Annotated in this window: 9 protein-coding genes; 1 reads left to right on the top strand and 8 read right to left on the bottom strand. The window is 72.8% G+C overall.

Annotated elements, in window-relative coordinates:
- Positions 1–2 precede the first annotated feature (2 nt).
- The 4 genes from AB0P06_RS17490 to AB0P06_RS17475 all read right to left on the bottom strand — a co-directional run bounded on the left by AB0P06_RS17490 (position 3) and on the right by AB0P06_RS17475 (position 5,911).
- Positions 3–1,292 (bottom strand): hypothetical protein, encoded by a 1,290-nt coding sequence (locus AB0P06_RS17490; RefSeq protein WP_363608167.1) that lies wholly within the window; start codon positions 1,290–1,292, stop codon positions 3–5.
- 3 nt (positions 1,293–1,295) lie between these two features.
- Complete coding sequence (locus AB0P06_RS17485; RefSeq protein WP_363608166.1) at positions 1,296–3,044, bottom strand: condensation domain-containing protein; 1,749 nt, start codon at positions 3,042–3,044, stop codon at positions 1,296–1,298.
- A gap of 70 nt (positions 3,045–3,114) precedes the next feature.
- Positions 3,115–4,374, bottom strand: a complete 1,260-nt coding sequence (locus tag AB0P06_RS17480; RefSeq protein ID WP_363608165.1) for an MFS transporter — start codon at positions 4,372–4,374, stop codon at positions 3,115–3,117.
- Between the two features lie 76 nt (positions 4,375–4,450).
- Positions 4,451–5,911 (bottom strand): helix-turn-helix domain-containing protein, encoded by a 1,461-nt coding sequence (locus tag AB0P06_RS17475; RefSeq protein ID WP_363608164.1) that lies wholly within the window; start codon positions 5,909–5,911, stop codon positions 4,451–4,453.
- Between the two features lie 798 nt (positions 5,912–6,709).
- Here AB0P06_RS17475 and AB0P06_RS17470 point away from each other — a divergent pair.
- Positions 6,710–7,567, top strand: a complete 858-nt coding sequence (locus tag AB0P06_RS17470; RefSeq protein WP_363608163.1) for a sugar phosphate isomerase/epimerase family protein — start codon at positions 6,710–6,712, stop codon at positions 7,565–7,567.
- 60 nt (positions 7,568–7,627) lie between these two features.
- On the opposite strand, the gene AB0P06_RS17465 is transcribed toward AB0P06_RS17470, so the two are convergent.
- The 4 genes from AB0P06_RS17465 to AB0P06_RS17450 form a co-directional block, all read right to left on the bottom strand.
- On the bottom strand, positions 7,628–10,504 hold the full coding sequence (locus tag AB0P06_RS17465) for an amino acid adenylation domain-containing protein (RefSeq protein WP_363608162.1): 2,877 nt from the start codon (positions 10,502–10,504) through the stop codon (positions 7,628–7,630).
- Between the two features lie 34 nt (positions 10,505–10,538).
- The gene (locus AB0P06_RS17460) at positions 10,539–11,363 is read right to left on the bottom strand and encodes an SDR family oxidoreductase (RefSeq protein ID WP_363608161.1); all 825 of its coding nucleotides are present in this window, start codon (positions 11,361–11,363) and stop codon (positions 10,539–10,541) included.
- The gene (locus tag AB0P06_RS17455; RefSeq protein WP_363608160.1) at positions 11,354–12,118 is read right to left on the bottom strand and encodes an alpha/beta fold hydrolase; all 765 of its coding nucleotides are present in this window, start codon (positions 12,116–12,118) and stop codon (positions 11,354–11,356) included. Before AB0P06_RS17455 ends, AB0P06_RS17460 begins: the two co-directional genes overlap by 10 nt.
- Positions 12,119–12,229: 111 nt before the next feature.
- Complete coding sequence (locus AB0P06_RS17450) at positions 12,230–13,285, bottom strand: amino acid--tRNA ligase-related protein (protein WP_363608159.1); 1,056 nt, start codon at positions 13,283–13,285, stop codon at positions 12,230–12,232.
- Between the last annotated feature and the right edge of the window lie 6 nt (positions 13,286–13,291).

Here is a 13,291-nt window from a genome sequence, read left to right as displayed (position 1 = left end):
TCTCAATGTCGCGGCAGGTCCAGGCCGTTGATCCGGCGGACGCCGTCCGCGAAGCGGAACTCGAAGGTGAGCGCCGAGCGGGCTTCGTCGATGGTGCGCGCCACCGCCGCATGGCTGTCGCCCACACCCGAGATGGTGTCCAGGGTCAGCGTCGCCGAGCCGCCGGGCAGTCGGTCGCCCGGACGGACGAAGTTGCGGTAGGCGGTCACCCCCCGCAGCCCCCGGACGGTCTCGGCTCCGTGGACGGCGTCCAGCCGGCAGGGGAGCAGCGGTGCGAGGTTGTTGTACTGGAAGTGGACCCTGCCGCCGAAGTCGAAGGTCGGCAGCCAGGGCTTCTCGCCGAGTGCCAGCAGCGCCCCGACGCGCACCAGATCCAGCCCGCAGGACTCGCGGGCCATCATGTTCACATGGCCGGAGATCCGCCCGTTGAGCTCGATGATGCGCGGCCCCTCGGGGGTGAGCTTCAGCTCGGTGTGGGCGAAGCCGAAGTCGGATCCCACGGCCTCCAGTGCCCGGGTGACGAGGTCGAAGATCTCCTGTTCCTCGGTGCCCGGCAGGTGGCTGGGCCAGATCCGCCCCGTCCCCCGGAACGGTGGCATGACCGGGGTCTTGCCGGTGAGGACCAGGTGGGTGATGCCCGAGGAGGTGCAGACGCTCTCGACCGACACGTAGTCGCCGAACGGCTCGCTGGGCCGGCCCGGGAGGAACTCCTCGATGATGAAGGGGGACCACGACCCGCCGGCGGCGAGGTCCGCGAGCCGGGACCGGACGGTGCGGGCGTCCTGCGGTGACCACATGGCGTAGGCGTCCCGGCTCCGCGAACCGGTCACCGGTTTGACGATCGCGGGCAGGCCCACCGCCCCGAGGGCGGTGGGCCAGTCCGCGAGGTCCTCCACCACGTGGGTGCGTGTGGTGTCGACGCCCGCTTCCCTCAGGGCGCGGCGTTGCCCGCCCTTGTCGGTGAAGAGCCGGGCGGTCCGTACCGACTGACCGGGAAGCCCTACGGCGGCGGCGAGTTCGGCGGCCGGGCGGATCATCTCCTCGCAGAAGGTGAGGATCGCGTCCGGAGCGATCTCCCGTACGAGCTCCGTGTCCGCCGCGGTGTCCCCGGTGAGCGTGCGGACCTCGCCCAGCAGGTCCATCACCGGCCGGAGCTGGTCCACGTGCGCGGACTCCGGCGGCACCAGGAAGACGATGTCGCCCAGGTCGGCCAGGCCCGCACCGATCTCCCCGGCGGGAACCGCGCCCGCGTCGTACAGCACGGCGAAGCGGGTCCGAGAGGCGTCGGCCATCGCTCATATCCCCCGATCGTTCGGTGCGGGCGGTGCAGACGGCGCTGATGGCGCCGATGGCCTGGGTGGCCCGGGCGGGGCGGCCGGGCTGACCGGGTTCGCCACCAGCGCGGACAGTGACTGCCGCAGGAGGTCCGCGTAGGCCTCCGCGGCGGTCCGCGGCACGAAGGCCGGGTCGAAGCCGATCCGTATCTGGCCGTCGGTGCCGGTGATCTCGACATTGACGTGGAACGGGAAGCTGGGCTTGCCCCGGCGCCACCAGCCGCGGGTGGGCAGCGACGCCAGGCGGTCGAGCTCCTGGTAGGCGTGGAAGTTCATGAAGTTGAAGGTGACGTCGAAGGCCGGGCGGCCGAGCCGCTCCACGACTCTGGCCTGGGGGTAGGCCTGGTACGGGGCGCTCTCCCGCTCGGCGGTGGCCGCCGCCCTGATGAGACCCGTCCAGGTGTCGTCCACCGTCGTGAAGCGGATCGGCAGGGTGTTGAGGAAGAGCCCGGCCGCCAGATCCGAACCGGCGCTCTCCGGGCGGGTGTTGAACACGACACCGGTGACGACGTCGTGCTCGCGTCCGGTCCAGCTCCCCAGGGCCCGGGCGTGGGCGGCGAGCGCGACGGACTTCACCGGGACGCCGAGCATCCGGGCCACGGCGGACAGGGCGCCCACGAGCTCCGGGGCGAGGGCGGTCTCGCAGCGCTCCCGCGGATCGGGGACCCGGCCGGAGGCCGCCGCGCCGAACAGCAGCGCGGGAACGTTCGCCTGTCCGAACCAGTGGTCGGCCGCCGCCGCCGAGCCCGCCGTCGCGCGCTCGGCGGCGATGAAGTCGCGCTGCACGTCCGGTGCGAGCCCGGGCAGTTCGACGCCCTGACCGCCGAGCCCGAGGTGGTAGAGGGTCATCAGTTCCACGGCCAGCCGGCTGAAACTCCAGCCGTCCAGAATGGCGTGGTGTGCCGCGAGCGCGACGTGAAAGGACGCCGGCAGGGCCACCACCTGGCAGTGGAACAGCGGCGGGGACTGCCAGTCGAGCGGTGTGTCGGCCCGGCGGTCACGCCAGTCGCGGACCAGGGCCTCGGCCTTCCCGGCGTCCGCGGCCCGGTCGACGCTCAGGGCCGGTTCGGCCCGCTCCCACACCAGCTGTGCCGGTTCCGAGAGTTCGCCGAGGTCGAAGGAGGTCCGCAGGGCCGGGTGGCGGCGGCCGAGCTCCGCGAGGGCGGTCCGGAAGCAGCTCTCGTCGAAGGGCGCGCACACCTCCCAGCCGTGCATGATGTGGTAGAGCAGCGGATCCTGGCTGGTCTCGCAGAGATAGAGCATGCCGACCTGGAGGGCCGAGGCGGGCAGGGCGTCCACCACGCCCGCCGGGACCAGGGAGCGGTCCGCCGGGTCGAGGAGGGAGAAGGCGGTCTCCGCCGCGGTGCTCCGGTCGGCGCCGCCGCCGGCGGCCAGCGCCTCGACCACGGCGGGCGAGCCGATCACGCCCCGAACGGTCTGATGGACCATCAGATTCCGTAGCGAGACCGGGATTCCCCGGGCGCGCGCGGCGTTGACCACACGCACCGCGATCAGCGAGTCCCCGCCGAGCGCGTAGAACCTGCTGTCCCGGTCGATCTGCTCGACGGCGAGATGCTCCTTGAACACGGCCAGCAGGATGTCGGCCGGGTCCGCCGGGTCGACCGGTCCGGCCGCGGGGGAGTCGGCCGCGGGGAAGTCGGCCGGCGGTGTGCGGACGAGGTCCTTCGGCGGTTCCGCCATGCCCGTCATGTCCCTTCGGTAGTCGGCCTGCGTCATGCCACGGGGAACGGCGGCGGGAGCGTGGCCGAAGGATCGGTGGCTAGCTGAGCGCGGTGACGGGAACCGGCACGTCACGCATGGTGCGAAGGGGTGAGAACACCACGAACAGCGAGGCGCTCCACATCCCCAGAACACAGACCAGCAGGGTCGGCCGGAGCCCGATCGAGGCGCCGAGCGCCCCGCCGAACAGGGAGCCGAGCGGGATGACACCGTAGGCGATCCAGAGGTAGACCGCGCTCACCCGGCTCAGCAGGTCGGGCGGGCAGACCAGTTGCCGGTAGGAGATCGACGCGGTGTTGAACAGGGTGGAGTTGGCCGACAGGGCGGCCAGGCCGACGGCGTACAGCACGATGCCCCAGCCCGCCATCGCCAGCGGCATCAGCAGGTACAGCGGGCCGGGTACCAGCATGGCGACCCAGATGATGCGCGCGGAGCCCACCCGGTCGGAGATCTGCCGGGCGAAGGCGCCGGTGAGCAGGCCGCCGACGGAACCCAGGGTGAACACCAGACCGACGGCGGCCGGGGACGCGTCCAGGCCGCGCAGCATGAAGGTGACCGCGATCGAGTACGTCGCCGTCACGAAGAAGTTGGTCACACTGGTGCAGATCAGCAGCCTGCGGAGGACGGGCTCCCGGCGGACGAACGTGAGCCCCTCGCCCATGGCCGACTTGAAGGACACGCGGTTCGAACCGCCCGGTGCGTCGGACGCGGACTTCGGGACGCGGATCATGCCCAGGGTCAGGGCGCTGAGGGCGTACGTCAGGACGTTGGCGAACAGCGTGCGCGAGGCGCCGACCAGCCCGACCAGCGTGCCGCCCAGGCCGGGCCCGATCAGCTCCGCGAGGGACTCGCACATGCCGAGCTTGCCGTTGCCGTCGACCAGTTGGGTGCTCTTCACCAGTTTCGGCAGCTGGGTGCGGTAGGCGACCGTGAACAGGACGGTCAGCACGCCGGACACGCTGGTGACGGCGTACAGGTAGAACAGGCTCAGCCGGTCGGCCAGGGCGACCAGGGGGACCGAGAGGATCAGCAGCATGCGGGCGACATCGCAGAAGATCATGATCTTCCGCTGGTCCAGCCGCTCCGCGATCACGCCGGCCGGCAACGAGAACAGCGCGAAGGGAAGCCAGCTCAGCGACGTCAGCAGGGAGACCTGGAAGGTGCTGGCATGCAGGACGTCGAGCGCCAGGAGAGGCAGGGCGATGATCGCGATCCGTGGACCGAGTGTTCCCGCTCCCTGCCCGAACCACAGCAGCATGAAGTTCTTGTTCCGCCAGAGCGAGTCCTTCGGCCTTGCCATGACGGCCTGCGGTGTTGCCGGCTGGGTCACTGATTCGTCCTGCCTTGTTCGGGTGGCACCTGTCCGGGCTCGCGGTCTACAGTGCCAGCTGTCTGGGTCGGTCCTCGACGGGCGCGGGTGAACTGCCGCTCAACTGCCGGTCCGGGAGCCGCGGCAGGGCTTTCGCCGTCGAGCAGTCCTTGGACCGGGGCCATCTGCGCTGCCCCGCCGTGGCCTGGCCGGCGGTTTCGTGCATGCTCCGCAGATAGGCCCGGACGGCGTTGAGCACGGTGAAGCCCACCCGCTGTTCGACGGGTGACGTCACTCTGGTGATGAGCCCGCACTGCAGCAGAGCGTAGACCGCGCGTGCGGCCTGTGCCCGTGGCATGCCGAGGTACGCGACCACCGTCTCGACCGTCCACGGGCAGGGCCGGTTCGAGAGGCGGGTGAGGAGGTTGCGGTAGGGCAGCGGCTGCGCCAGCACGGCGTCCCGCACCATCGCCACCGCGTCGGCGCGGTCCCCGGGATGCGTGGCGAGCAGCAGCGGCTCGTTGCGGGCCATGCCGAGGAGTTCGTCCGCCGAGACGATCGTGAACCAGGAGGCGGCCGCCTCCAGGGCTCTCGGCAGGCCGTCCAGCCGGTGGCAGATCTCGGTGAGCATCCGCAGGGTGGTGGTGTCGGGGTCGAAGCCGGGCTGGAGATCGGTGATCAGTTCGAGCAGCAGCGCCATGGCCGGCGCGGTGGTGATCTCCTCCGGGCGTGCGGTGGCCGCCGCGAGGGTGAGCGGGCGCAGTGCGAGCTGGTACTCCTCGGGCGATCCCTGCGGGGTCCGCGCGGTCTCCAGGATCTGCAGTCTCGGACATTCGCACATCAGCGTCCGCAGGGTGTCGCGCGGGACCTGGCCCACGTCGTTCCCGTCGAGGACCAGCAGGACGGACCGGTCCTCGACCAGCCGGACGAGCTGGTCGAGGTTCTCGCCGTCGCGTGTCAGCATCCCTTCCACCCGGAGGGACCGGGCCCGGTGCGGACTGCCGGCCCGGCGGTGGGTCGCCGCCCCCGCGGAGAGGCCGCCGGGCGTCTGCCGCAGGGGCACCCAGACGGTGGGCATGGCCGCCTGCGCGTGGAGGGCCTGGGCCGCGGCCACGGCCAGGTGCGTCTTGCCGACGCCGCCGAAGCCGGTCACGGCGGTGATGCGCTCGTGCTCGCTCAGCACCCGCCGGACGATCGTGTTCACCTCCCACTCCCGCCCGTGGAGCGGCCGCGCGTTGGCGATGGCCGGCATGACGAGCGCCTCGAACAGCGCTTCGCCCGCTTCGCAGCCGGCCGCCAGCTCGAACGAGACGCGCTCCTGGGCGGTCAGCCGCAGAGCGTCCGCCAGCAGACGCACGGTGTCCGGGCGTGGCAGTGCCACCTGACTCTGCTCCAGATTGCGCAGGGCGCGCACGCTGACGGCGGAGAGGTTGGACAGCGCGGTCTGGGTGAGCCGGGAGCGTTGACGGTACTTCCGGAGCTGTTGTCCGAAGTCCTCACCACCGACGCCGGATCGCGATCGCTCCATCAGGGGGTCCTTCTCTGGTCGGCCGGCCGTCATGGTCGTGGATGACGGCCGGGTGGCGCCTGACGTGCCAACGCCGGGTGCAGGAGGTGGGGAGGCCGCTGGGGCCGGTGTGCCCCGGGCGGAGCGCGGGCTCCCGGTCGGGGAGGCACCGCGCCGTGTCGGTACGGGGGAGCGGGAGGTCTGCGCCGAGCGGGATCCCGGGGCCGGGAGGGGGTGTTGGGGCCGGCCCGGTGGGGGTTCGCGGCGGTCGCTCACGCGCGCGGGGCGCAGGCCCGGGCCGCTCTCGTTCTTCGGACCGCCGTCGCTCTGCGCAGGCGCAGGCGCAGGCCGCGGTCTGCCGTCGGGCCGGCCGGGCTGTGGCCGTGCTCGATGAACCCGTCGTCGTGCGGAACCAATACCCCTCCCCCGTTTGAGTGGTTCGGCGGCCCCCCGCCGTGTGTCGTCCGTGTGCGAAGACCGGAGATCACCTGGTGGTCGGAGGCTACACCGTAGCCCGTCGTGGCGGGAGTGAGCGACGTATTTTCCTTTGGTGGCTTGGGAGTTGATCGTCCGGGTGGCTACCGGTCGGTGGCGGGCGGCCCGTTGGGGCCGGCCCGGTGGCCCGGCGGTGGCGGGGCGGGGCGGTGCGGTGCGGTGAACTTCCCCTCATCTGCCGCTGGTTGTGCCGCCTCCCCGGCGATCGGCGTGCTTAGACTGCTGGCACGGTTTTTCCCCATTCCTGCCGCATTTGTTGGTGGCCGGGCATGTGAAATGGGTGGCCCCGCAAGAAAAGCCAGATTCTCCCGAGGTGGGTGCAATGTGAAAAGCTCGCATGAAACGCGGTCCCTGCCCTTTGTCGCCGGCGTCGCCGTCCAGCGCTACCTGGCCGCCGAGGACGGACTGACGGCGGCACACGAGGAGGGGTGCAGCCACTGGTACATCGATGCGAGTCTGCTGTCGGACATGCCGCACAACTGGTCCGAGAGCCGTGCCCGGAACCTGGTGGCGGCCGCCGCGGAGCACGGGCTCGCGCCCCTCCTGCACGGAAACTTCCGGGCACCGCTGGCCTCGGAGATCCCGGAGATCCAGGCGGCGAGCCTGCAGTACCTGCGACGCGAGATCGACCTGGCGGCGCGCCTGGAGGCCACCGCGCTGATCGTGCACGGGGGCGCCTTCGTCGAGCCCCGGCCGACGAAGGCACAGCGCGATGCCGCACTGGAGCGGTTCCTCTCCCTGCTTTCCGTGGTCGTCCGGGAAGCGGGCGAACGCGGCGTCACGGTCTGGCTGGAGAACCTCTCCTACTACCCGAAATACCGTCCGTTCTCGTACGTCTTCACCAGGGAGTCCGATTTCGCCGCGGCCCTCGCCGCGATTCCCGGGATCAGATTCATCCTGGATGTCGGCCATGCGAACGTCAACCAGTCGCTCGCGGTGCCGGCGTTCGAGCAGTTCGCGTCGTCGATAGCGGCCCTGTCGCTGAGCAACAACAGCGGGGACCAGGACGCGCATCTCGCCCTCGACGAGGGCACCCTGTCGATGCGGGCGATCACGGACACCATCCGGGCGCGGGACTGGAAGGGCATCATCGCCTTCGAGACCCGGAACGAGAGCGTGAAGGCCGGTATCGACTACCTCGCCAGGCTCTGGGAGCCCGGCCCCCGGTCCGGGCACCGCTGACGGGACCTGCCGAGGAACCGTCCGGCCCCGCCGCACGCGCGGCGGGGCCGGAACCGGTTCTCACCCGCGGGCGGCGGGGCCGGACGCGGCCGACGGGGTGGCCGGGGCGCTCAGACCGGCGGCGAGGGCCGCCGGACTGGGGTGCGCGTACAACTCCCGCAGGCTCACCGAGCCGAAGCCCGCGTCCCGCACCGCCGTGAGCAGCCGCACGGCGAGCAGCGAGTTGCCGCCGACCTCGAAGAAGTGGTCGTCCGGGCCGAGGTCGGAGCCGATCACCGTGCGCCAGACGGCCAGCATCGCCGCGGCCGGGTCCGCGGGGCCGGGGCGCTCCGGCGGGCGCCCGCCGGAGCACCCCGGCAGCGGGCCGCGGGCGCGCGGCAGGGCGGACCGGTCCAGCTTGCCGTTCAGGGTCAGCGGCAGTGACGGAAGAGCGAGCAGCTCGGCCGGCACCATGTAGTCCGGGAGGATCGTGGTGATCCGCCGGCGTACCTCGGCCGTCGTCGCACCCGCCGCGAGCACCAGGTGACCCACCAGGCGCAGGTGCGCCGGCCCGTCGTCCTGCCCCTCGACGAGCACCGCGGCGTCCACCACCCCGGCGTCGTCGAGCAGGACCGAGCGGACCTCGCCCAGCTCGATCCGGAAGCCGCGGATCTTGACCTGCTCGTCGAGCCGGCCCACACAGTCCAGCGAGCCGTCGAGCCGGAGCCGCCCCAGGTCGCCACTGCGGTAGACCCGCTCGCCGCTGAAACGGTCCAGGGGGAACCGTTCCCCGGTCAGCTCCGGCCGGTTGAGGTAGCGCAGCGCGAGCCCCGCGCCACCGACGAAGATCTCGCCGACGGCGCCCGGAGGCAGCGGCCGCCCCCGGTCGTCCCGGACCGACACCGACCAGCCGGCGATCGGCCGGCCGACGCGCTGGGTCCGGGTGTGCAGGTCCCAGGACCGTACGGTCCGGGCGGTGACGTGCACCGTCGTCTCGGTGATCCCGTACATGTTGACCAGGCGGCACCGGCTGTCGGGGTGCCGGCCGAACCAGCCGCGCACCAGGCGGGGGTCGAACGCCTCCCCGCCGAACACGATCAGCCGGGGGGCGGGACCGGCGGCCCGCGCGTCCGCGTCGAGCAGCCCGGCGAACGCCGACGGCGTCTGGCTCAGCACCGTGACGCCCTCGCGCAGCAGCAGGGCGTGGAACTCCTCCGGGGACCGGGACACCAGGTACGGCACGACGACCAGGCGCCCCCCGGTGAGCAGGCAGCCCCAGATCTCCCACACGGAGAAGTCGAAGGCGGCGGAGTGGAAGAAGGTCCACACGTCGTCGGGGCCGAGGGAGAGGTCCTCGGCGGTCGCGTCCAGCAGCGCCAGGACGCTGCCGTGGGCGACCACCACCCCCTTCGGCCGTCCGGTCGTCCCCGAGGTGTAGACGGCGTAGGCCTGGTCGCCGGACCCGACCTCGGGCAGCTCGGTGCCCGAGGAGGCCGGGGCCGCCGCGGTGAGCGCCCCGGGCCCGAGCACCGGGGTGCCGTCGCCGGCCGGAAAGCCCGACAGAGTGGTGACGACCAGCGCGAGTTCCGCGTCCCCGGCGATGTGGCGGAGGCGTTCGTCGGGGGACTGCGGATCCAACGGCACATAGGCCGCACCGGACTTGAGGACGGCGAGCAGCGCCGTCACCAGATCGACGGTGCGCTTCAGGCACACGCCGACGAACCGCCCGGGGCCCGCGCCGCGGTCCACGAGGACGCGCGCCCACGCGGTCGCCAGTTCGTCGAGCTCCCGGTAGGTGAGGCTCCGGGTGCCGTCGCCGACCGCGACCGCGTCGGGTTGTTCCCGGGCGAGCCGTTCGACCACCTGGTGGACGGCGGCACCGGGGGGCGGGGTGCGGCGCGGGCCGCGGCCGAGATCCAGTGCGAGGGCCGTGTCGGCAGCGTCCAGCAGGGCGAGATCACCGACGGTCCGCCCGGGCGGACCGCCGGCCGGCCGGGCGGCCGATGCCGCGGTCACCTGCGCGGCCAGCCGTGCCGTGTGCCGGGCGAAGGCGTCCGCGACGGCCGGATGGATCCGGGCGTCGTGGGTCTGCCCCGACAGGGACAGCAGATCCGCACGGCTCTGCCAGATCTGGACGAGGGGCGCGGCGTCCGGCGGGAGGGGGACGTACCGCTCGTCCGGGTCCGAACCGGTCAGGACGAGGCAGACCGGCGGGAACTCGCCCACCGCCGGCTCGCCCGGGCCGTCCAGCGCCGCCCGGACCTGGTCGAGCAGCCCGGTCAGCGGCAGGTCGTCACCGAGGGTCAGCCGGATCACCCTGGCGCCGGGCTTCAGCCCGGCCGGCTCGGTGGACACCACCGCGAGGCGCACCGTGGAGCCGCGCTCGTACCGGGAGAGCGCCACGGCGGTCGCGGCCACCACCACCTCCGGGGCGAACACACCCGTCGGCAGGGCCTGCTCCGGCCCTCCGGGCGGGTCGTCGGCCAGACCCCACGGCGGTGCGGGCGCGGGCGACCAGCCGGTCGCGCCGGGCGCGGACGACCGCCGCAACCTGCCCGCGAGCGCCACCGCGTCGCAGCCCGCCGTCGTCAGCGCGTACGCGAGGATCCGCAGGCCCGCGTGGTCGAGCACACCGCGGCGGGCCACCACGACGAGGTCGGCGGCGCCGTCGGGGTAGCGGATCAGCACCACCCGGAGCCCGGGGTCGTCGGGGTTCAGCGGACGGTCCGCCTCCCGCTGCCGCAGCCGGGCGGCGAGCGGGGACGCGGATCCGGCCCCGGCCCACTGGACCCAGAAGCTGCCCGCGTCCCGCGCCGCGGCCGGCGTGTTCGCCCGGTCGACGGCGGCCTGCGCCGCGCCGATCCGCCCGGCGTCGGTGAGCCGCAGCACGATGCCGTGTCCGGCGTCGTCGCCGAGGACGGTGTCGACCCCGCTCCGGGGTCCAGGCTGATCAGTCATGTCTCCATCCGAATCGGCCGTGTCCAGGTCTCGCTCATCGCGCGGAGAATCCGCCGTCCACGGCGACGGTGGTGCCCGTCACCTGCCGGGACTCGTCACCGGCCAGCCAGAGGGCGGCGTCCGCCACGTCCTCCGGCTCCACGAGCGCGTTCATGGGCTGCGCCGTGACGAAGGCCTGCTCGTACTCGTCGGGACCGACGTCGAGGCAGCGGGCGATCTCGGACAGCATCCGGCCCTCGACGTGCGTCGCGTCCCGCACCGATCCGGGGCAGACGGCGTTGACCCGGACCCGCATCGGGGCCAGGTCCAGCGCGGCGGCCTTGGTGAGGCCGACCAGCGCGTGCTTCGCGGCGACATAGGCCGCGAAGTGCCGGTACCCCACCAGACCGGCGGTGGACGCGATGTTGACGATGCTGCCGCCGCGCTGCCGCACCATGCCGGGGGCGACCGCCCGGATCATCCGCCACGCGCCGGAGAGGTCGACGTCCAGCATCAGCTGCCACTCGTCGTCCGCGATGGCGTGGACGGGCTTGCCGGAGGGCGCGGCGATGCCGGCGTTGTTGACCAGGACGTCGATCCGGCCGAAGCGGCGCAGGGCGGCATCGACGGCCGCCGTGACGGCGGCGGTGTCGCGCACGTCGGCGAGCACGCTCAGCGTGCCGACGCCCGCCTGCCGGCAGAGCTGGGCGGTGCGCTCCAACTGGTCCTCGGTGGCCAGGGGGTAGGGCACGCCCGGGATGTCCCCGCCGGTGTCCACCAGCACGAGGTCCGCCCCCTGCCCGGCGAAGCGCACCGCGCACATCCGGCCCAGTCCGCGCCCGGCACCGGTGATCACGACGGTCTTGCCCGCTAGCCGCATGTGTCACCGGCCCCCGTCCCGGGCCCGGCTCCGGCGGGCCGCCGCCGGTCGCAGCCGAGGGTTTCCGCGATCAGGCCGACGACCGGGGCGGCGGAGTCGGCGAGGTACATGTGTCCGCCCGGCAACTCGGCGTAGCTGAAGGGACCGTGGGTGGCCGCGTCCCACCGCAGCGCGTCCCGCTCCGGGACCAGCGCGTCGCCGTCGCCGCGCAGGCAGGTGATCGGAGCCTGGATCGGAGCGTCGGACGGCGGCCGGTACGCCTCGTGCATCGCCACGTCCGCGCGCAGCGTCGGCAGCAGCAGCTCCCGGAACTCGGCGGACTCGAAGGCCGGATGGCGGTAGCCGGCCAGCTCCTCCACCCGCGCGAGGAACTCGTCGTCGTCCAGCGCGGCCGCCTGCCGGGCGCGCCCCCGGTCCGGCGCGGGAGATCCGCTCACGAAGACGTGGGCGACCGGCAGTTCGGTCCGCTCCTCCAGCGCCCGCCCCAGCTCGTAGGCGAGGACGGCGCCCAGGCTGTGCCCGAACAGGGCGATCCGAGGGCTGCCCGCGACGGCGGCGGTCGCCTCGGGCAGCAGGGCGCGCACCGCGTCGGCCACTTCGCGGTGCGGCTCCTCGTCGGTCCGCTCCTCGCGACCGGGCAGTTGCAGCGGCACCAGCCGCAGACCGGGCGGCGCCTGCTGCCGCCACTTCCAGAAGAAGCCGGCGCCCGCACCGGCATGCGGCAGGCACAGGAGGGAGAGGGGCTCTGGGGCCATGGCACACCTGATTTCGTTGTCGTGCCGCACCGCCGGTGGGGTGGCCGCGCGGAGGCGCGGCGCGGGGCGGAACGGGGCGGAGCGGGCGGTGGTCGGGGAGAGGGGCGCCGGCTACGGCCGGATGACGGCGTCGGGCCACGCGCCGGGCTCGTTGACCCGGGAGACCAGCGGGATGTCGCGGATGTCGTCGTGGTTCAGGACCCACATGAGGAACCGCTCGACGCCCATGCCGAAGCCGGACGTCCGCAGCGGCATCTGCTCCTTCATGTCCACGTACCAGGCGTAGTCGTGTTCCGGAACGTTGTGCATGGCCAGCGCCTTGCGCACCTCCTCGCCCCCGGTGTGCCGTTCGCCCGAGCCGACGACCTCTCCTATGCCGAAGAGCAGGTCGGCGTTGCGGGCCGTCCTGCCCTCGCTGTCCCCGAAGGCCTGGTAGAACGGGACGGTCAGGTGGTCGAAGTGCGTCACCCACAGGAACTCGCCGACCCTGGACATCAGTTGGTGCTCGCCCTTGCGGGTGAGGCTGCGCCCTTCGCCCTCGTCTTCGACGCAGCCGGGCTCGTCGGCCAGCAGCCGGGCGGCCTCGTCGAAGGTGAGCCGCGCGAAGTGACCGGCCGTCACCATGCGTTCCAGGTGCGAGATGTCGCCGCGCGCCCCGGCGAGCCGGCCGCCGTGCTGGTCCAGGACGGCGCCGGCCAGGGCCTTGACGTAGCCCTCGACGTAGTCGATCAGATCGTCGAGCCCGCCCGGGAACTCCGCCTCGCTGTGCGTGAACTGGCCGAGATGGGTCTTGTCCGGTATCTCGTTCCGGAACGAGGGCATGATGGTGTACCCGCCCTCGGTGGCGATCTGGCTTCCGTACTCCAAGAGGAACTGCAGGGAGTCGGGTAGATACGTGTCGACCCCGTTGACCGTCACGGGGACCGGACTGGTGTCGCTGCCCAGCCCCGACGGGCAGGTGATGGTCCGCGTGGTCAGCGGCAGGTAGAGCGCCTTGAGGCCGCGTGACTTCGCGTACGCGACCGTCGTCGTCAGTACCGTGTCCTGCAGGTCGGCGATGAGCGCGTACCAGGGGGAGCGCAGGGCGGCCAGGAAGGCGCCCGGCTCGTTGCGTGCGAAGGTGGCCGGAGCGGTGACGGTCGGCTGGGCGGAGACGAGCTGCGACATGGTGGT

Source organism: Kitasatospora sp. NPDC088351 (assembly GCF_040685575.1).
Classification (GTDB): Bacteria; Actinomycetota; Actinomycetes; order Streptomycetales; family Streptomycetaceae; genus Kitasatospora.
Note: the sequence above shows the minus strand (reverse complement) of the source record. Positions and strands in the feature narration are given on the sequence as shown.